The organism is Leifsonia sp. P73 (assembly GCF_051059105.1).
Taxonomy (GTDB): domain Bacteria; phylum Actinomycetota; class Actinomycetes; order Actinomycetales; family Microbacteriaceae; genus Leifsonia.
Window position 1 is genome coordinate 59,350 of the sequence record NZ_CP194931.1, and the last position, 17,880, is coordinate 77,229.

Annotated in this window: 21 protein-coding genes and 1 tRNA gene; 14 read left to right on the forward strand and 8 right to left on the reverse strand. The window is 72.2% G+C overall.

Going from position 1 to position 17,880, the window contains the following annotated elements:
- The gene (locus tag ACQ86L_RS00290) at positions 1–1,131 is read left to right on the forward strand and encodes a branched-chain amino acid aminotransferase (protein WP_434317202.1); all 1,131 of its coding nucleotides are present in this window, start codon (positions 1–3) and stop codon (positions 1,129–1,131) included.
- Between the two features lie 56 nt (positions 1,132–1,187).
- Here ACQ86L_RS00290 and ACQ86L_RS00295 read toward each other — a convergent pair whose 3' ends face one another.
- Positions 1,188–2,267 carry an aminotransferase class V-fold PLP-dependent enzyme gene (locus ACQ86L_RS00295; RefSeq protein ID WP_434317203.1) on the reverse strand — a complete coding sequence of 360 codons (1,080 nt, stop codon included), beginning with the start codon at positions 2,265–2,267 and terminating at the stop codon, positions 1,188–1,190.
- An 81-nt stretch (positions 2,268–2,348) separates the two neighbouring features.
- Between ACQ86L_RS00295 and ACQ86L_RS00300 the strand changes: the two genes are divergently transcribed.
- From ACQ86L_RS00300 to ACQ86L_RS00325, 6 genes are read left to right on the forward strand one after another with little or no spacing between them, the layout of a single operon-like run.
- A complete protein-coding gene (locus ACQ86L_RS00300; RefSeq protein WP_434317204.1) occupies positions 2,349–3,290 on the forward strand; it encodes a LysR family transcriptional regulator in 942 nt (313 codons plus the stop codon).
- A gap of 38 nt (positions 3,291–3,328) precedes the next feature.
- On the forward strand, positions 3,329–4,306 hold the full coding sequence (locus ACQ86L_RS00305) for an AraC family transcriptional regulator (RefSeq protein WP_434317205.1): 978 nt from the start codon (positions 3,329–3,331) through the stop codon (positions 4,304–4,306).
- 47 nt (positions 4,307–4,353) lie between these two features.
- Positions 4,354–5,232 (forward strand): ketopantoate reductase family protein, encoded by an 879-nt coding sequence (locus ACQ86L_RS00310; RefSeq protein WP_434317206.1) that lies wholly within the window; start codon positions 4,354–4,356, stop codon positions 5,230–5,232.
- Positions 5,229–6,014, forward strand: a complete 786-nt coding sequence (locus ACQ86L_RS00315; RefSeq protein WP_434317207.1) for a fumarylacetoacetate hydrolase family protein — start codon at positions 5,229–5,231, stop codon at positions 6,012–6,014. Before ACQ86L_RS00310 ends, ACQ86L_RS00315 begins: the two co-directional genes overlap by 4 nt.
- A gap of 11 nt (positions 6,015–6,025) precedes the next feature.
- Positions 6,026–7,543, forward strand: a complete 1,518-nt coding sequence (gene gltX / locus ACQ86L_RS00320; protein WP_434317208.1) for a glutamate--tRNA ligase — start codon at positions 6,026–6,028, stop codon at positions 7,541–7,543.
- Between the two features lie 8 nt (positions 7,544–7,551).
- Positions 7,552–8,490 (forward strand): NAD(P)/FAD-dependent oxidoreductase, encoded by a 939-nt coding sequence (locus ACQ86L_RS00325; protein WP_434317209.1) that lies wholly within the window; start codon positions 7,552–7,554, stop codon positions 8,488–8,490.
- An 83-nt stretch (positions 8,491–8,573) separates the two neighbouring features.
- On the opposite strand, the gene ACQ86L_RS00330 is transcribed toward ACQ86L_RS00325, so the two are convergent.
- The gene (locus tag ACQ86L_RS00330) at positions 8,574–9,047 is read right to left on the reverse strand and encodes a MarR family winged helix-turn-helix transcriptional regulator (RefSeq protein WP_434317210.1); all 474 of its coding nucleotides are present in this window, start codon (positions 9,045–9,047) and stop codon (positions 8,574–8,576) included.
- 90 nt (positions 9,048–9,137) lie between these two features.
- Between ACQ86L_RS00330 and ACQ86L_RS00335 the strand changes: the two genes are divergently transcribed.
- The 4 genes from ACQ86L_RS00335 (at position 9,138) to ACQ86L_RS00350 (ending at position 11,373) form a co-directional block, all read left to right on the forward strand.
- Entirely contained in the window at positions 9,138–10,217 is a 1,080-nt protein-coding gene (locus ACQ86L_RS00335; RefSeq protein ID WP_434317211.1) for a hypothetical protein, read from the forward strand.
- Between the two features lie 106 nt (positions 10,218–10,323).
- Positions 10,324–10,395: transfer RNA gene (locus tag ACQ86L_RS00340), tRNA-Gln, on the forward strand.
- Between the two features lie 141 nt (positions 10,396–10,536).
- Entirely contained in the window at positions 10,537–10,929 is a 393-nt protein-coding gene (locus tag ACQ86L_RS00345; protein ID WP_434317212.1) for a hypothetical protein, read from the forward strand.
- A 162-nt stretch (positions 10,930–11,091) separates the two neighbouring features.
- The gene (locus ACQ86L_RS00350) at positions 11,092–11,373 is read left to right on the forward strand and encodes a hypothetical protein (RefSeq protein WP_434317213.1); all 282 of its coding nucleotides are present in this window, start codon (positions 11,092–11,094) and stop codon (positions 11,371–11,373) included.
- Positions 11,374–11,401: 28 nt separating this feature from the next.
- Here the strand turns inward: ACQ86L_RS00350 and ACQ86L_RS00355 are convergent, their stop codons facing one another.
- The 3 genes from ACQ86L_RS00355 to ACQ86L_RS00365 form a co-directional block, all read right to left on the reverse strand.
- Positions 11,402–11,917, reverse strand: coding sequence for a hypothetical protein (locus ACQ86L_RS00355; RefSeq protein ID WP_434317214.1), 516 nt, complete (start codon positions 11,915–11,917; stop codon positions 11,402–11,404).
- A 31-nt stretch (positions 11,918–11,948) separates the two neighbouring features.
- Positions 11,949–12,410 carry a DUF2510 domain-containing protein gene (locus tag ACQ86L_RS00360; protein WP_434317215.1) on the reverse strand — a complete coding sequence of 154 codons (462 nt, stop codon included), beginning with the start codon at positions 12,408–12,410 and terminating at the stop codon, positions 11,949–11,951.
- Between the two features lie 278 nt (positions 12,411–12,688).
- Positions 12,689–13,546, reverse strand: coding sequence for a hypothetical protein (locus ACQ86L_RS00365; protein WP_434317216.1), 858 nt, complete (start codon positions 13,544–13,546; stop codon positions 12,689–12,691).
- 179 nt (positions 13,547–13,725) lie between these two features.
- Here ACQ86L_RS00365 and ACQ86L_RS00370 point away from each other — a divergent pair, with 179 nt between their 5' ends.
- Complete coding sequence (locus ACQ86L_RS00370) at positions 13,726–14,193, forward strand: hypothetical protein (protein ID WP_434317217.1); 468 nt, start codon at positions 13,726–13,728, stop codon at positions 14,191–14,193.
- Positions 14,194–14,219: 26 nt separating this feature from the next.
- On the opposite strand, the gene ACQ86L_RS00375 is transcribed toward ACQ86L_RS00370, so the two are convergent.
- Positions 14,220–14,417 carry a hypothetical protein gene (locus tag ACQ86L_RS00375; protein WP_434317218.1) on the reverse strand — a complete coding sequence of 66 codons (198 nt, stop codon included), beginning with the start codon at positions 14,415–14,417 and terminating at the stop codon, positions 14,220–14,222.
- A gap of 88 nt (positions 14,418–14,505) precedes the next feature.
- On the opposite strand from ACQ86L_RS00375, the gene ACQ86L_RS00380 reads away from it, so the two are divergent.
- Both ACQ86L_RS00380 and sufU read left to right on the forward strand, forming a co-directional pair.
- The gene (locus ACQ86L_RS00380; RefSeq protein ID WP_434317219.1) at positions 14,506–15,786 is read left to right on the forward strand and encodes an aminotransferase class V-fold PLP-dependent enzyme; all 1,281 of its coding nucleotides are present in this window, start codon (positions 14,506–14,508) and stop codon (positions 15,784–15,786) included.
- Positions 15,783–16,220: a Fe-S cluster assembly sulfur transfer protein SufU gene (gene sufU, locus ACQ86L_RS00385; protein WP_434317220.1), complete on the forward strand. Its 438-nt coding sequence runs from the start codon at positions 15,783–15,785 to the stop codon at positions 16,218–16,220. Before ACQ86L_RS00380 ends, sufU begins: the two co-directional genes overlap by 4 nt.
- Before the next feature lie 93 nt (positions 16,221–16,313).
- Here the strand turns inward: sufU and ACQ86L_RS00390 are convergent, their stop codons facing one another.
- Both ACQ86L_RS00390 and ACQ86L_RS00395 read right to left on the reverse strand, forming a co-directional pair.
- Entirely contained in the window at positions 16,314–16,595 is a 282-nt protein-coding gene (locus ACQ86L_RS00390; RefSeq protein ID WP_345839378.1) for a hypothetical protein, read from the reverse strand.
- 130 nt (positions 16,596–16,725) lie between these two features.
- Positions 16,726–17,694 (reverse strand): Dyp-type peroxidase, encoded by a 969-nt coding sequence (locus ACQ86L_RS00395; protein WP_434317221.1) that lies wholly within the window; start codon positions 17,692–17,694, stop codon positions 16,726–16,728.
- Positions 17,695–17,880: the final 186 nt, after the last annotated feature.

The following is a 17,880-nucleotide window of genomic DNA, read 5'->3' on the forward strand; positions in this document are numbered from 1 at the left end:
ATGACCTCCACCAGCATCAACCTCACCTCCGGACCCAGCGAGACGGCCGGCCTCCTCTGGAACGTCACGCGCAACGAGTCGCCGCGCAGCGCGGCGGAGCGCGAGGAGATCCTCGCGAACCCCGGCTTCGGCAACTACTTCACCGACCACATGGTCGACGTGTGCTGGTCGGCCAAGGGCGGCTGGCACCGCCCGCGGGTCTCCCCGTACGGCCCCATCCAGCTCGACCCGTCGGCGGCCGTGCTGCACTACGCGCAGGAGATCTTCGAGGGCCTCAAGGCGTACCGGCACGAGGACGGCTCGATCTGGAGCTTCCGCCCGGAGGCCAACGCGGCCCGCATGCAGCGCTCCGCTTACCGCCTGGCGCTGCCCGAGCTGCCGGTCGAGCACTTCCTCGACGCGCTCAAGCAGCTCGTCGCGGTGGACGGCGACTGGGTGCCGGGCCGTGAGGAGACCAGCCTCTACCTGCGCCCGTTCATGTTCGCCAAGGAGGCCTTCCTCGGCGTGCGCCCGGCCAACAAGGTGGCGTTCTACCTGATCGCCAGCCCGGCGGGCGCGTACTTCCCGAGCGGCGTCGCTCCGGTGTCCATCTGGCTGTCCGACCACTGGTCGCGCGCGGGCAAGGGCGGCACGGGAGCGGCCAAGACCGGCGGCAACTACGCCTCCAGCCTCCTGCCGCAGGCCGAGGCGTACGAGCACGGCTGCGCGCAGGTGCTCTTCCTCGACTCGGTCGAGGGGAAGTACATCGAGGAGCTCGGCGGCATGAACGTCGTGCTCGTCTACAAGGACGGCACGCTCGTGACGCCCGAGTCGGACAGCATTCTCGAGGGCATCACGCTCGACTCGGTGCTGCAGCTCGCGCGGGACCGCGGCCACACGGTGGAGCGCCGCCGGGTGACGATCGACGAGTGGCGCGACGGCGTGGAGTCCGGCGACATCGTCGAGGTCTTCGCCTGCGGCACCGCGGCGGTCATCACGCCGATCGGCGAGCTGAAGTCCGACACCTTCACCGTCGGCGACATCACCGCGCCTCCCGGCGAGCTGACCATGTCGCTGCGCAAGGAGCTCACCGACATCCAGTACGGCCGCGCCCACGACCGCCACAACTGGATGCTCCGCCTCGACGCGTAACCTGCTGCCGAGACGTGACTAATCGCGGGAATCCGACTATGGATTTCCGCGATTTGTCACATTTGGAGGGCGGTGAGGACCCTGTCGACGTCCGCGGGGGTGTTCCAGAGGTGGAAGGCGACGCGGGCGCGGCCGGCGCGGCCGGAGGCGCGGAGGCCCGCGACGGTCAGCGCGGCGAGATCCGCGCCGTCGGGGTCCGGCCAGGTCAGGATGGCGCGGCCGCGAACGGGGGCGCCGGAGGGGTCCACCAGCCCCAGCGCGTCCGCGAGGCGGTCGGCGAGTCCCGTGGCGTGCGCGTGCACGGCCTGGGCGTCCAGTGACGCGAAGAACTCCAGCGCGGCCGCGGTCCCGGGCCAGACCGGCCAGGCGGGGGAGACGTCGAAGCGCCGGGCGGAGGCAGCGGGCGCGACCAGCGGCCCGTAGCACGAGCTCCACGGGTCTTCGCCCGCGTACCAGCCCGCGTGCACCGGCCGGAGCCCGTCCCGGACGCCGGGCCGCACCGTGAGGAACGCGCTCCCGCGCGGAGCGCACAGCCACTTGTACGCGTGCGTGACCGTGATGTCGAACCGGGACGCGTCCACCGGCAGCCAGCCCAGCGCCTGGGTGAGGTCCGCGAAGGTCATCGTCCCCGTCCGCGCGCAGGCGGCGAGGATCGCGTCGGCGTCGGCGTGCTCGCCCGTCGCCGACTGCACCAGGGAGAAGGCGACGAGCCAGGTGTCCTCCTCGACGGCGGAGGGGAGGTCGGCGAGCGCGACCTCCCGCACCCGCACGCCGCGGTGAGCCTGCGCGTGGAACGGCGCGACCATCGACGCGAAGTCGCCCTCGGCGCACACGACGACCGCGCCGTCCGGGGCGGAGGCCGCGATCAGCGAGGCGAGCACCGAGACCTGCGAGCCGATGGCGATGTCGTCCACCTCCACCCCCGCGATCCGGGCGAACGCGTGCCGGGAGCGGGCGATCGCCTCGTCGTAGTCGCCGGGAGCGGCCTCCCCGCGGGCCCAGCGCTCCAGGTCGGCGCGGCCGGCGTCGACCGTGGCGCGGGTCGGCAGCCCCTGCGTGCAGGCGGCGAGGTAGCCGACGCCGGCGGTGAAGGTGTCGGCGAACGAGACGGCGGGCACGGTGAGGGATTCGGGCATGCTCCCAGCCTGAGGGACCCTCACACATCACACCAGGGCAGCTGTTGAATCATTTCCATCACACCGCGTTATGATTCGCGCATGCTCCTCGACGACCTCGACTCCCACAGCCTCCGCGTGGTGCGCGCGATCGCCGACCACGGCTCGATCACCCGCGCCGCCGAATCCCTCGGCTACAGCCAGCCCGCGATCAGCCAGCATCTGCGCCGGTTGGAGGGCAGGATCGGGATGCCGCTGGTCGCCCGCGCCGGCCGCGGCGTGCGGCTCACCGAGGCCGGGCGCGTGCTCGCCAGGCACGCGCGCGCGGTGACGACGGCGCTCGACGCGGCGGCAGGCGAGCTCGCCGACCTGCGCGGGCTGCGCACCGGCCGGGTGCGGCTGGCGGGCTTCCCGTCGGCGTCGTCCTCGCTCGTCCCGCGGCTGCTCAACACGATGGAGGCCGAGCATCCGGGAGTCCGCATCACCTACCTGGAGGCCGAGCCTCCCGAAGCGGTCGCGGCCGTCCGCGACCAGACGGCGGACCTGGCGATCACGTTCAGCTACCCGGGCGACCGGGTCGACCCGCACCGCGAGAGCGCACGCGGCCTCGCGGTCGTGCCGCTCTGGAAGGACGAGATGCTCGTGGCCCTCCGCTCCGACCATCCCCTCGCGGCCGGCAGGAGCGTCGACCTCGCCGAGCTGGCCTCCGCCTCCTGGATCGGCGGCTGCCCGCGCTGCCGCGGCCACCTGCTCGAGCTGACCGACGCCTGCGGGTACGCGCCGCGGATCGCCTACGAGACCGACAACTTCATCGCCGTCCTGCGGATGGTCGCCGAAGGCGTCGGCGTCGCGCTGCTGCCCGCGCTCGCGGTCGGCTCGGCCGGAGCGGTGGAGGGCGTCGTGCTGCGGCCGACCGCGAACCGCGACCACCGCACCATCAACCTGGTCGCCGCGACCGGCTCCGACGCGGTCCCGGCGATCGCCGCTACCGCCGACGCGCTGCTCGCGCTCGACGGCGCGCCCTGGGGGCTGTCCTCGCTCTGATCGCTGGCTACGATCGAGCCGAGGGCGAGGGAGGGCAGATGAACGCGTCGGGCTTTCAGACCTTCCGCTCGGCCGATGTCGACGAAGCAGTCGAGCTCGCCTCCCGGCTCCTGTCGTACGAGCACCGGGTGACGCCGGTCCGCGCCGGCGCCCCGTTCGCCTGGGAGGTCTCCGGCTTCCAGCTCGGCAGCGTCCGCCTGGCGCGGATGTCGTACGGCGGCCGCGTCGACGTCGAGATGCGCTCGCACAGCGACGCATACGGGATCAGCGCCCCGAGCACCGGCCTCCTGAGCCTGCGGACCGGCCGGCGCGAGATCACCGCGACCCCCGAGTTCGCCGCCGTCGCCGGCCCCAACCTCGAGTCGGCCATCTCCGGATTCGAGCAACCGGACGACCGGCTGACGATGGTCCGCATCGACCGGCGGACCCTGGAGCGGGAGCTCGGGCGGATCATCAACGCCGAGGTGACCGGCCCGATCGACTTCTCCCCGCTGCTGGACCTCAGGACGGGCCGGGCCGCCGAATGGTGGCAGCTGGTGCGGGTCCTCTACGGCTCGGCCGGCGGTCCGGACGGGCTGGCCGGCAATCCGCTGCTCTCGGCGCACGTCGCCGGCCTCCTCATGACCGGCCTGCTCCTGGCGACCGAGCACCGCTTCCGGGAGGCGCTCGAACGCGACTCGGCCCCGGTGGTGCCCGCCGTGATCCGGCGGGCGATGGACTTCATCGACGAGAACGCCGGAATGCCCATCACCGTCTCCGACGTGGCCGCGGCCGTCGGCGCCAGTGCCCGCACCCTGCAGCGCGGTTTCCGGGAGCACTCCGGGTCGAGCACCCTCGCGTACCTCGCCCGGGTGCGCCTGGAGAACGCGCACCGGGAGCTGCAGCGTTCCAGCCCGGAGGCCACGACGGTCGCCGCGATCGCGTCGCGCTGGGGGTTCTCCAACCTCGGCCGCTTCGCCGCCCGGTACCGGACCGTCTACGGGGCCCTCCCGGGGGAGGCGCTCCGGCAGCCGTAGGGCGCCCCGGGGCTGTCCGCGGGCTGGTCGCTCGCTACGATCGAGCCATGAGCACCTCCGAACCCGTCTTCGCCGTCGTCGGCCCCGGAGCGGTCGGCGGCCTGTTCGCCTGGCTGCTGTCCCGCGCCGGTCACGATGTCGTCGCGGTGGGCCGCCCGGCGACCGTCGACGCCATCCGCGCCGACGGCATCGAGGTGCGCAGCGCCACCTTCGGCGACGGCGTCGAGCGCGTGTCCGCCGCCACCGAGGTGCCGGAAGGCGCGAGCGTCATCGTGGCGACCAAGGCGTACGGTCTGGAGGACGTCCTCCCGGGCATCGCGGCGGCGCGGCCGAGCGAGGTGGTGTCGTTCCTCAACGGCGTCGAGCACATGGGGCCGCTGCGGGAGGCGCTGCCCGGCGTCCCGGTCGCCGGCGCGTCCGTCGCGGTGTCCGCCCTGCGCGCCTCCACGACGGTGATCGACCACCGCAGCCCGTTCGTGAACATCGAGGCGCCGGAGGCCGCGGGCGGCTTCGCGTCCATCCGCGCGCTGGCGGAGGCCGGCCCGCGGGTGAAGGTCGGCGGCACGGAGGCCGAGGTGCTGTGGGCGAAGTTCCGGCTGCTGTCGGCTCTGGCGCTGCTGACCTCCTACTGGCGGCAGTCGGCCGGTCCCGCGCTCAGCGAGGACCCGGAGCTGACCGAGGCGGTGGTCTCCGAGATCGTCGCGTGCTCGACCGCGGAGGGCGTGCCGACCTCGGCGCTCGACCTCGTCCGTGTGCTGCACAGCGTGCCGGGCGGGATGCGCACCTCGCTGCAGGAGGACCTCGCCGACGGCCACCCGAACGAGCTGGACGCGATCGGCGGCGCCCTGCTTCGCGTGGGAGCGCGGCACGACATCCCCACCCCGGCCATCGCCCGCATCGTCGCGGCGCTAGGCTCGAACGCGTGAAGATCGCACGGTTCAGCCACACGCGTCCCAACGAGCAGTCCCCGGTCATCGACTACGGCATCGTCGACGACGACGCCCTGGTCGTGCTCGCCGGCGACCCGATGTTCTCCGGCTTCGACACGACGGGGGAGCGCGTGCCGCTCGGCCAGGTCGGGTCACTGCTTGCGCCCGTCATCCCGCGCTCGAAGGTCGTCGCGGTCGGCAAGAACTACCGCGAGCACGCCGCCGAGATGGGCGGGGAGGCGCCGGGCGAGCCGCTGCTCTTCCTGAAGCCCAACACCGCCGTGATCGGCCTCGGCGACGCCATCCTGCTGCCGCCGCAGTCGCAGCAGGTCGAGTACGAGGGCGAGCTGGCCGTCGTGATCGGCAAGATCGCCCGGCACGTGCCGGTGGAGAAGGCCGCCGAGCACATCTTCGGCTACACCGTCGCGAACGACGTCACCGCACGCGACCTCCAGAAGGCCGACGGCCAGTGGACGCGCGCGAAGGGCTTCGACACCTTCTGCCCGCTCGGGCCGGTGATCGAGACCGAGCTGAACCCGGAGGCGTTCCTGCGCACGCGGGTCAACGGCGAGCTCAAGCAGGAGGCGCGCATCTCGGAGATGGTGCACGACATCCCGTCGATCGTCGCCTACGCGTCCAGCGTCTTCACCCTGCTGCCGGGCGACGTCATCCTCACCGGGACGCCGGCCGGCGTCGGGCCGATCGTCGCGGGCGACACCGTCGAGGTGGAGGTCGAAGGCGTCGGCTCGCTGGTGAATCCGGTGCGCACTCCCAAGTAGGATTTCAAGCGATGTCTGACAACGATCCGCACCCCTTCACCACCGCGACCGGAGCGGACGTCCGCGTCCGGTTCTGCCCGTCGCCCACCGGCACCCCGCACGTCGGCCTGATCCGCACCGCCCTGTTCAACTGGGCGTACGCCCGGCACACCGGCGGCAAGCTGATCTTCCGCATCGAGGACACCGACGCCGCGCGCGACAGCGAGGAGTCGTACGCGATGATCATCGACGCGCTGCGCTGGCTGCGCCTCGACTGGGACGAGGGGATCGACGTCGGCGGCCCGAACGAGCCGTACCGGCAGTCGCAGCGGTACGACATCTACCGCGACCTCATCGAGCGGCTGAAGGCCTCCGGCCACATCTACGAGAGCTTCGCCACCGGCGAGGAGATCGAGGCGCGCAACGTCTCGCTCGGCCGCGACCCCAAGCTCGGCTACGACAACTTCGAGCGCGACCTCACCGACGACCAGAAGGCCGCCTACCGTGCGGAGGGCCGCGAGCCCGCGCTGCGCCTGCGCGTGCCGGACGACGACCTCAGCTTCGACGACCTGGTGCGCGGCGAGATCACCTTCCCGGCCGGCTCGTTCAGCGACTTCGTCGTCGTGCGACCGAACGGCCACCCGCTCTACACCTTCGTGAACCCGGTCGACGACGCGCTGATGGGCGTGACGCACGTGCTGCGCGGCGAGGACCTGCTGTCCTCCACCCCGCGCCAGATCGCGCTCTATCATGCGCTCATCGACGCCGGGGTGACCACGTTCGTCCCGCGGTTCGGCCACCTGCCGTACGTGATGGGAGAGGGCAACAAGAAGCTCTCCAAGCGCGACCCGGAGTCGAACCTGTTCCACCACCGCGACCGCGGCTTCATCCCGGAGGGCCTGGTCAACTACCTGGCGCTCCTCGGCTGGTCGCTGACCCACGACCGCGACGTGTTCTCCATCGACGAGCTGGTCGCCGCGTTCGACGTCGCCGACGTGAACCCGAACCCGGCCCGCTTCGATCAGAAGAAGGCCGAGTCGATCAACGGCGACCACATCCGGCTGCTGGAGGTCGGCGACTTCGCCGAGCGGACCATCCCGTACCTGGTCGCCGCCGGCGTGCTCAGCGAGCCGCTGACGGACGCCCAGCGCGCGGTGCTGGCCGAGGCCGCCCCGCTCGTGCAGGAGCGCGTGCAGCTCCTCGGCGAGACGCCAGGGATGCTGGGTTTCCTGTTCACGGACGCCGCGTCGCTGACCGTCGAGGCCGACGCCCGCGCGTCGCTGCCCGACAACGCCGGCGAGGTGCTGGCCGCGTCCCTCGGCGCTCTGGAGGTCGTGCCGGAGGCGGAGTGGACGCACGACGCGATCGAGGCCGCCCTGCGCGACGCGCTGGTGGAGTCCCTCGGGCTCAAGCCGCGCGTGGCCTTCGGGCCGCTGCGGGTCGCCGTCTCCGGTCGCCGGGTGTCGCCTCCGCTGTTCGAGTCGATGGAGATCCTCGGCAAGGCCGAGTCGCTCGCCCGGCTGGACGCGCTGTCGGCGAGCCTGGGCTAGGCGGGACCGTGGGGGCGAGCGTCGAAGTCATCGTCGTCGGGGGCGGCCCGGCCGGCCTCAGCGCCGCGCTCAACCTGGCGCGTGCACGGCGACGGGTGCTCGTCGTGGACGGCAACCGGCCGCGCCACGCGGCGACGCTGCAGGCGCACGGCTTCCTCAGCCGCGACGGCGTGCCGCCCGCCGAGCTGCGCCGGCTCGGCCGCGAGGAGGTCTCCGGCTACGACGACGCCGACGTGGTGTTCGCCCAGGTGGACTCCGTGACCGTGGACGCGGACGGCTTCCGCGTGCGCGGCACGGGCGTGCGCGGCGGCGCGGATGTGGACGCCGTGGCGGCGACCGTCGTCATCGCGACCGGCGTGGCCGAGACGATGCCCGACCTCCCGAGCCTCCGCGCCTTCTACGGCACGCAGCTCCACAGCTGCCTGGAGTGCGACGGCTTCGAGAAGGCCGGAGAGCCGCTGGCGCTGATCGGCGAGACGGCCGACCTGGCCGAGCGCGCGCTGCTGCTCACGCAGTGGACGGACGACCTGATCGTCTTCACCAACGGCGTCGCGGCGATCGGCGACGACGAGGAGCGCGCCCTCGCGCGGCTCGGCGTCGGCGTCGAGCGCCGACCGATCGAGGACGTCGTGGGGGAGAAGGGCGCCATGACCGGCGTGCGGCTCGCGGACGGGACCGTGGTGCCGCGGGCGGGCGGGTTCGTGCGGCCGGTGTGGACTCCCGCCCTGTCGTTCGCCGACGCGCTCGACCTTGACCGGGACACCGACGGCTACCTGGTGACGGACGCGCACGGCCGCACGTCGCTGCCCGGCGTGTACGCGGCGGGGGAGACCACCGCGCCCGGGCCCCAGCAGCTCATCGTGGCCGCCGGGTCCGGTGCCGTCGTCGCCGCCGCGGTCAACCGCGACCTCATCGGCATCGCGGTCGACGAACGCGCGGTCCTCTAGCCGGCATCCGAGGGGCACGTAAACGCCCCTCAAACGCGGTCTTAGGGGCGTCTACGTGCCCCTCGATGGCGTGTTGCGGCGCGCTACTCGTCGGGTTCCGCGTTGTAGCGCTCGAGCATGCGCGCGAAGGCCTCCAGGTCGTCCTCCGACCAGCTGGCCAGCCGCCGCGCGACCGAGTCCAGCACGGTGCGGGTGGACCGGTCGAAGGCGGCGCTCCCCGCGGGCGTGAGCCGGAGGGCGATGCCGCGCGATCGTCGCGCCGTCTCCTCGTCGGACGCGACGTAGCCGTGGTCCAGCAGGGCGGCGAGCTGGCGCGACACCGTGGACCGGTTGAGCTGGAAGTGCGTCGCGATGTCGATCGCCCGGCAGCCGGGGTTCTCCTGGATGTAGGTGAGGAGCGAGCGGTCCACCACCGACAGCGCCTCGTCCTCCCGCCGCACGCGCGCTGTCCCGCGCCGACCGAGGGTGAGGAGCTCGCGCTGGACGCGCGTGATGGGGTCGCGGCCGCCGATGTCGCGGCTGCTGTCGCGGCGGTCAGGCGCTGTCGAGGGCGTCATGTCTTCACCCTACCCGGATTTAAGTTGCACAACGCAACCGAATATCGTACGTTGCTCTCTGCAACTCAATCCGGAGAGGATCCCCGCCGCATGTCCGCGCACCGCATCACCCCCGTCCCCGCCGTCGCCCGGCCGCCCCGCTTCTGGCCGCCCGCCGCCTTCTGGAAGGCCCTCGGGTCCCACATCGTCATCCCGCTGTTCCTCGCGGCCGGGATGGCGCTGGCCTACCTCGGCGCCTTCCACGCGGCCCAGCCGGACAACATCCGCGTCGGGATCGTCGGCCAGGGCCCCGCGGCCGACGTGTTCGCGCAGACCCTCAACGACAAGGCCCCCGACGCGCTCGACGTGCGCACGGTCACGACGGCCGCGAAGGGGAGGGCGGACGTCGCCGACGGGACGCTCTCCGCGGCGTATGCGACCGACGCGACGCACGCGACCATCATCGTGTCCACCGCGGCGTCACCGGCGGAGGCCTCCGCCGCCGAGGAGCTGCTGCTCCCGATCGCCTACCAGCAGCACCTGCCGGTCACCATCGACGACGTGCGCCCGGTGCCGGCGGACGACATGACCGGCCAGGGGCTGTTCTTCATGATGGTGGCGATGAGCGTCGGCGGCTACTCCAGCGCGATCGCCATCTCCGCGGTCGCCGGCCGCCTCGGCATCGGCTGGCGCATCGCCGTGTCCGCTGCGACCGCTGTCGTGGTCTCCGCGATCACCACCGTGGTCGCCGGCCCGCTCTTCCACGTGCTCGCCGGCAACGAGTGGAGCATCGGCCTCCTCGGCGCCCTCTACACCTTCGGAATCATCACGATCGGCGTCGGCCTTCACCCCATGCTCGGCCGCTGGACCACCCCGGTCCTCACCCTGCTGTTCGTCATGCTGAATGTGACGACCTCCGGCGGCATCTTCCCGCAGAACATGCAGCCGCCGTTCTTCGCGGGCCTCAGCACGTTCTGGACGGGCGCCGCCTGGCTGGACTCCGCGAGGGCGCTGACGTATTTCCCGGGCCAGCAGTTCGGCTTCGACGGCCTGCGCCTGGCGCTGTGGGCGACCGCGGGACTGGCGCTGATCGGCGTCAGTCACCTGCTCACGGTGCGCCGTCGCCGGGCCGCCGACGACACCATCGCGGCGACCGCGGAGGAGGAGGAGACGGCCGCCGTCGCGGCGTGAACGTGAGGCGCCGGGCGACGGCTCGCCCGGCCCGCCCGCGTTTTGTGGAAGCGGCGAAGCATAGGCTATTGTTGTATCTCGTGCCCGGACCGCGGTCCGAAGCCCTTGGGGTATGGTGTAATTGGCAACACGGCTGATTCTGGTTCAGTTGTTCTTGGTTCGAGTCCAGGTACCCCAGCAAGACGATGATGTGAGAAAGGCCCGGAATTCCGGGCCTTTTTTCGTTGCCCCGCCGACTTCACCGGCTGCACCTGCGGGGCATAGACGGTTCTGACTACCCGACCTATCATGGTGCTCACCCGCAGCAGGGGAGGCGAGGATGACACGGCACACGGCCCAGACGCTCCGACTGATCGGAGTGGCAGCTGCTCTGGTCGTCGCGTACCTCACCATCCCCGCCACCATCGTGGGGATGGTAGCCGGCGATTTCGGCCGGTCGTGGTTGCTCCTGATCGGCTTCGCCGCGCTCGCCGGCGGAATCGCTTCGGGGCTCGCCGCCATCAAGGCACGCAGTCGCGTCCCGTACATCCCGCCCGCCGGACGCTTCGACGCACCGGCGATCCCGCGGGTCCAGTCGGACAACCCCGTGCAGTGGTACCCCGGCGTGAACACGAAGAACTGGGACTGGTCCGGGCGGTTTCCCATCCCGAAGAGCGTCCCGAGTGATGTGGAAAGCGATGATCCTCTGGTGAGGCGAGCCGCGAATCGCTGACCTGCAGCACCTGTAGCGATACGATCGCCGCGTGTACGGACGACGGGGAAGTCACGCGCGGCAGTGGCGGCCGCGGCGCTGTTCAGTCTCGCTCTGAGCGGCTGCACTCCGACGCGTGGCGACTGCGCCGCGGAGGTAACACCGCCCCGGATCTCCGTCTTCGTGGCCGACTGGACCTCGGCCCACCCGGACACCCGGGTGCGGGTCTGCCTCGATGACACGTGCTCCACCGGTGACGATCAGGTCGTGGTCATCGAGCCGAGCTTCCGCACGCCGCTGAACGACAGCCGCACCCTCGCGTTCACCGTTCAGGGGATCCGCGGTGGCTCCACCGTCGTCAACACGATTCAGGCGACGACGCCGTTGACACGGGACCACTGCGGTCAGTGGAGCGCGCAGCTGCAGCTGAGCGTCAAAGGTGTGGTCACGGCCGTGCTGCCGTGAGGCGGATGGCTTCCACGCCGCCTCCTCCTCACCCCTGAACGTGATGCCCGAACGCGAACCCCAGCGCCGCCCACACGATCACACTGACGATCGGCGCGGCGCCCGCGAGGACGATCGCGACGACGCCGTCGCGGCGGCCGCGGTCCTGGGCGACCGCCACGATGCCCTGGGTCAGGGCCCAGATGCCGAACACCGAGCCGAGGAGCATCTGGATGCCGAACCAGCCCTGGTCCGGGTGGAGGTTGAAGCCGGCGCTCGAACCCGTGTTGTAGGTGCGGAGCGTCGTGGCGAACAGGCCCTGCAGCACGGAGGCCAGCACGGACACGCTGATCACGCAGATGGCCATGATCATCGCGACCCGGCCCAGTCTCGGCGACTTCGGAGCGGCGGGCGCCGGCGCGGGCGGCTGCGCCGGCCAGGCATCGGCCGGCGTCTGCGCGTTCGCCCACCCGGGCGCGATGGGCGCGACTGTCGCGCCGGGAGTCACCGGAGCGAACGTCGCCTCCGGCTCCACCGGCGCAGGGTTCTCAGGGTTGTCGGTCATCTCTTCCTCCACATCGAGTTCCGTCGGCGGCTCACGCCGTCGCGGCAGTCGCCGCCGTGTCCGCGTCGGTCCCGCCGTTCACCGGCATGGCGCCGAACACCAGCAGCACCGCGAGCACGCATCCCAGCAGCGCTCCGCCGCCCAGGCAGATCCCCCAGATCGCGCGTGCCCGACCGACGTGCGGCGCCAGACGTCCCGCGCGGATCAGCGCCGGGATACCGAAGCCGACGGACAGCCCCACGCCGACCAGGATCAGCAGGGCGAGGAGCGGGTCGATGCCGCCGCCGAGGCCCAGCGCCAGCACGGCGACCGCGACGGCGACCACGCCCGCGACGAGGGACGCGGTGGCGAAGCCGTTGGTCGGGGGAGGGCCGGCGACCGGCGCGGAGGGGGTCAGCGGGCGGACCGCGTCCGTCCAGCGGAGGCCGTCCCACCAGCGCTGGAACCGGGTGTCGGCGTCGGGGTACCAGCCGGGCGGCGGCAACTGGCTCATCGGGCTCCTCGTTCAGGGTGCACCGACACTATCGCCCGGCGGACCCGCATCGGAGGATCCTCAGCCTGAAGCACCCGTTCTGGGGGTAGTCACAGCCAGCGGTTCACTTGCTCGTAACCCCGAGCGAGGAGAATCGTTCGACCGGCCCAGCGGTACGGGGGTTCCGCGGACCGATGGTCACTCCATGATGCGGGTGACGGTGCGGCCGGTCTCATCCACAGGACGGGATGAGACCGGCCGCACCACTCTGTTCGAGACCCGAACGTCGACCCGGGCGGTCAGCTCCCCAGGCCGACGCGGTCAACCCGGCGGTGGAAGCGCATGCCCGCCACGCCGCCGAGCACGGCGCCCGCGAGGCTGACGATCGCCACGGCCACCGCGGTGATGATGCCGGTCGCCGTGACGGTGCCCTCGTCCAGCGGGATGCGGGGGAAGCCGTTGATGTTGCCGAGGATGTTGTACTGGGCGCCGAGGATGAGGGTGAGGATGGCGACGACCACCGCGATGATGATCGCCCAGATCCACACCGCGAGGCCCTGGCGGGCGCCGTCGAAGCGCGCCATCCGGCCGGCGACGTAGCCGCCGCAGTAATAGGCGACGAACGCGATCACGACGAGCGCGATCGCGCCGACGACGCCGATCGTCGCGGCGTTCTTGTTGGCCTCGTTCGCGGCGGCGTTCCCGCTGCCGCCGGACGCGCCGAACCCGACGGCCGCGCCCGCCGCGGCGACCAGCGCGGTCAGGATGACCGCCATGCCGGTCGCGGTGAGCCAGCCGAAGAAGGCCGCGCCGAACTTCATCCCGCCGAACTCGCTGCGCTCACGGGCGACCACGTTCTCGCGGAGGGTGCGGTTGCCGTCGACCCGAAGGGCCTCGTCCGTCTCCTCCTGGGTGTCGCTCGGGTAGCGGGCGGCGCGCGGGTACTCGTCCACCGGCTGCTCGTCGAGGGAGCGGTCGTCCACGCGTCTCGTGGGGGCCGGGTCGTCGATGCCGTCGCCCACCGGCTCACCCGCAGCCCGGTGCGCGCCTGCGCCGGACGCCGTCGCGTCCGCGGGGGCCGCGTTGTACGCCCGGGTCCCCGGCTCGTACGCGCGGGTCTCCGTCGGTTCGTCCGCTGGGGGTCTACGGTCCGTCATCTCGCTGCCTCCTCCACTTTCACCCGCCGGTGCGACGGGCGCGTCGTCAGAACTGCCTCGGCGGACGCTAGCCCCGTTCCGGCCCTCGGGGAAGGACCTTGATCCGCCCGGCCATCGGGGGTAGGCGAGCGTACAATCGGTCCCACTCCAGCAGGAGGCCGGCAGGAGGGAGGCGCCCCATGGGGTGGTTCGCCAGGACGCGCAGCGCCGACTCCGTCGCGCTCGCCGAGGACGGCCTGAGCGCGCTGACCCTGCTCGCCGTGCTGGAGGAGGCGGTCTCGCACCTCTCCGCGGCCGAGAGCCTTTTGGAGCGGTGCGCCGTCGCGGGAGAGCCGGGCCACCCGGTCGGGGTGCGGCCGGCCGACCGCCGGCTCGGCGCCGCGGACGCACGTCAGGGCCTGCGGCTCCGGATCGCGTTCACCCAGCTCTCGCGCTGGCTCGACGGGATGACGTGCGAGCCGGAGCAGGAGCGGCTGCGGGCGGACGCCTCACGGCTGCTGCGGTTCTACCTGCTCATGGTGACGTACGCGCTCGACGCCGCGTTCACGCCGCCGGCGCGGCAGCACATCGCGATCCGCGGCGGGCACGGCGGCGCGGCAGGGCGGCTGGTCGAGCTGCGCGACCTGGCGCGCGCGGCGGCCGACTGAGCGGGAGGCGAATCCGGGACCTGCCGTCAGCGCCCCCGGCGCCTCCGCAGCCCGAACCCGATCAGCACCCCGCCCCCGATCGCGACCAGCACCCCGGCGCCGCGGACGAGCCACTGCACGTCGCACGTCGCCGCGTCGACCAGGAGCGGAACGCCGAGCCCCACCACGACGAGCAGGACACCGCCGATGAAGAACCACGGGGACCCGTTCGTCCGTTCGACCATGCCTCGAGCCTACCGGCGGCGGACCGCGGCAGCCGAGGTCGTCACGCACGGCGGGATTGCAGCGAACCCCGGTAGCGTTGAGCACAGTATGCGCACCGACACCCTCGACACCGTCCGGCTCCGCTCGGACTTCCCGATCCTCTCCCGCGAGGTGAACGGGCACCCCTTCGTCTACCTCGACTCCGGCGCCACCTCGCAGAAGCCCCGGCAGGTGCTGGACGCCGAACGCGACTTCGCCGAGCGGTTCACGTCCGCCGTGCACCGCGGCGCCCACACCGTCGCCGGGGAGGCCACCGAGCTGTTCGAGGACGCCCGCGCCCGCGTGGCGCGCTTCGTCGGCGCCCGCCCCGAACAGCTGGTCTGGACCTCCAACGCCACCGAGGGACTCAACCTCCTCGCCTACGGGATGTCGAACGCGTCCGCCGGCCGCGGCGGCGCGGCGGCCGAGCGGTTCAAGGTCGGCCCGGGCGACGAGCTGGTCGTCACGGAGGCCGAGCACCACGCCAACCTCATCCCGTGGCAGGAGCTGGCCGCGCGCACCGGCGCGACGCTCCGCGTGATCGGGCTGACCGACGACGGGCTGCTCCGGCTCGACCAGGCGGCTGAGCTGATCGGACCGCGCACCAAGGTCGTCGCCTTCACCCACGTGTCCAACGTGCTCGGCGCGATCAACCCGGTCGCCGAGCTGGTGGCGCTGGCGCACGCCCAGGGTGCGCTCGCCGTGCTCGACGCCTGCCAGTCCGTCCCGCACCTCGCCGTCGACTTCCCGGCGCTCGACGTCGACTTCGCCGTGTTCTCGGGTCACAAGATGCTCGGACCGACCGGCGTCGGCGGCCTCTACGGCCGCACCGAGCTGCTCGACGCGCTGCCGCCGTTCCTCACGGGCGGCTCCATGATCACCACCGTGACGCTCGACCACGCCGAGTACCTTCCGGCGCCGCAGCGCTTCGAGGCCGGCACGCAGCGGGTGTCGCAGGCGGTCGCGCTGGCCGCCGCCGTCGACTACCTCGACGCGGTCGGGATGCCGGCGATCGAGGCGCACGAGGCTGAGCTGGGCGCGCGGATGCTCGCCGGGCTCGCGGCCATCCCCGGCGTGCGGGTGCTCGGTCCGGGCCCCGACGTCGAGCGGGTGGGCCTCGCCAGCTTCGTCGTGGACGGCATCCACGCGCACGACGTCGGCCAGTTCCTGGACGACCGCGGCATCGCGGTGCGGGTGGGCCACCACTGCGCGCAGCCGGTGCACCGACGGTTCGGCGTCACCGCCTCCACCCGGATCAGCGCGTACCTCTACAACACGGCGGACGAGGTGGACGCGGCCGTAGCGGCCGTCGCGGACGCGCGCGACTTCTTCGGGGTGATCGACCGATGAGCGACCTGCAGAGCCTGTACCAGCAGGTCATCCTCGACCACGCGCGCGAGAAGCACGGCTACGGCCTCCGGGAGGGCGCCGCGGCCAGCTCGCACCAGTACAACCCGACCTGCGGCGACGAGGTCACGGTGGGCGTGCATCCCGACGCGGACGGCCGCATCCACGCGATCAGCTGGGAGGGCCACGGCTGCTCGATCTCGACCGCGTCGGCCTCGCTGCTCAGCGACCTGGTGCACGACACGGAGCGGGCGGAGCTGACGGCGTCGATCGCGGCGTTCCGGGAGCTGATGCAGTCGAAGGGCGCCCTGGAGGGCGACGAGGAGCTGCTGGGCGACGCCGTCGCGCTGGCCGGGGTCTCCCGCTACGTCACCCGCGTCAAGTGCGCGATGCTCCCGTGGGTCGCCCTGGAGGACGCCCTCCTCAAGTCCGCCTGACCCGCCGACCTTTCCCCGCCGAGGGGCACGTCATTGTCACTTTTGGCGCCCAGAAGTGACAACGACGTGCCCCTCGACCGGAGGGTGGAAGGGTCAGGGCACCGGCGCGAGGTCGACCTCGTCGGCGATGGCCTCCAGGGCGGAGGGCAGCGTCGGGAACGTCGTGCCGTAGATGAGCCCGGACGGCCCTGCGGCGGTCCAGGTCTCCTGCCGCTTCGCGACCTTGCCGACCAGGTAGCGCTTGTGGCCGCCGAGCGCCTGACGCTGCGCGATCGGGAGCGTCAGCGGGAACGCGTAGACGTCGCCGCGCGGGCTGACCACCAGCTCCCAGCGGGCGCGGCCCGGGTTGAACTTGCTCGTGAAGATGCGCGACATGATGGCCTTTTTGTACCCTGCCGCCGCCTTCGGTCGCCAGGAAGATGACGACCTGTTGCGCGGTCGCGCGTCATGCGGCGTCACAGGGCCGGCAGCGCGCGCACGCACCCGCGCCGTCACCCGCGCGCCGTCAGTCGCCGAGCCCCTCCAGGAAACCCCGGGTGGGCACGAAGAACGTCGTCCCCGTCGTCGCCGTCGAGAAGTCCAGAATGCGGTCGTGGCTGCCGGGAGGGTCGCCGATGAACATCCGCTCCAGCATCCGCTCGATCACCCACAGCTCGCGCGAGTAGCCGATGAAGTAGGTGCCGAACTCGCCGTGGCCGGGCCTGCCGAACGGCATGTTGTCGCGGAGGATGTCGTGCTCGACGCCGTCCTCGTCGGTGATCGTGTTGAGCGTCTTGTGCGCCTTCTGGCCGTGCTCGACGTCCGGCAGCTCGATGTTCTCCACCTTCGTCCGGCCGATGACGTCCTCCTGCGAGGGCACGGGCAGCCGGTTCCAGGAGGTGAGGTCGTGCAGGTACTTCTGCACCACCACGTAGCTGCCGCCCGCGTACGCCGGGTCCTCGTCGCCGACGATCGCGGCGGCCGCCATGTCGCCGCCGGTGGGGTTGGCCGTGCCGTCGACGAAGCCGAGGAGGTCCCGCGCGTCGAAGTAGCGGAACCCGACGACTTCGTCCACGACCGTCACCGCGTCGCCGAGGGCGTCCAGGAGCTGCCGCTCGAACTCGAAGCAGAAGTCGCCGCGCTCGGCCCGGATGTGGAACAGCAGGTCACCGGGGGTGGACACCGCCGTGTGGACCGCGCCGCGGATCTCCGCGAACGGGTGCAGCTCCTTCGGCGGAGCGGCGTCTGTCAGCCTGCTCCAGAACTCCGCGCCGACGCCGATGTTGCACGACAGGTGCGCGTTCAGGTCGCGGAAGCCCACGGTCTTGACGATGTCGGAGATGTTCGCCACCACGTCCCGCGCGATCGCCACCGAGTCGGGGGAGTCCGCGACCGTCACCACGAGGAAGACCGCTGCGCGCGAGAGCGGCGCGTCGACGCTCTGCGGCTCGATCGGGACGCGCTGCCAGGGGTGATCGCCTGTGGAGTTCGCCATGCGCACACTCTGCCGGAATCGAGCCCTCCGCGGTAGGTCCCAGCGGGTCGCCACGCGCGGTTTCACCCGCTCTCGATTCGCGGTCGCTGCGAGGGCCCTGATAGCGTCGAGGAGCTTCGTGCGTCGGACTACCCGGCGCCGGCGAGGTGAACCAGCCCGCGATCAGGGCCGTGCGGCCGCACCGGT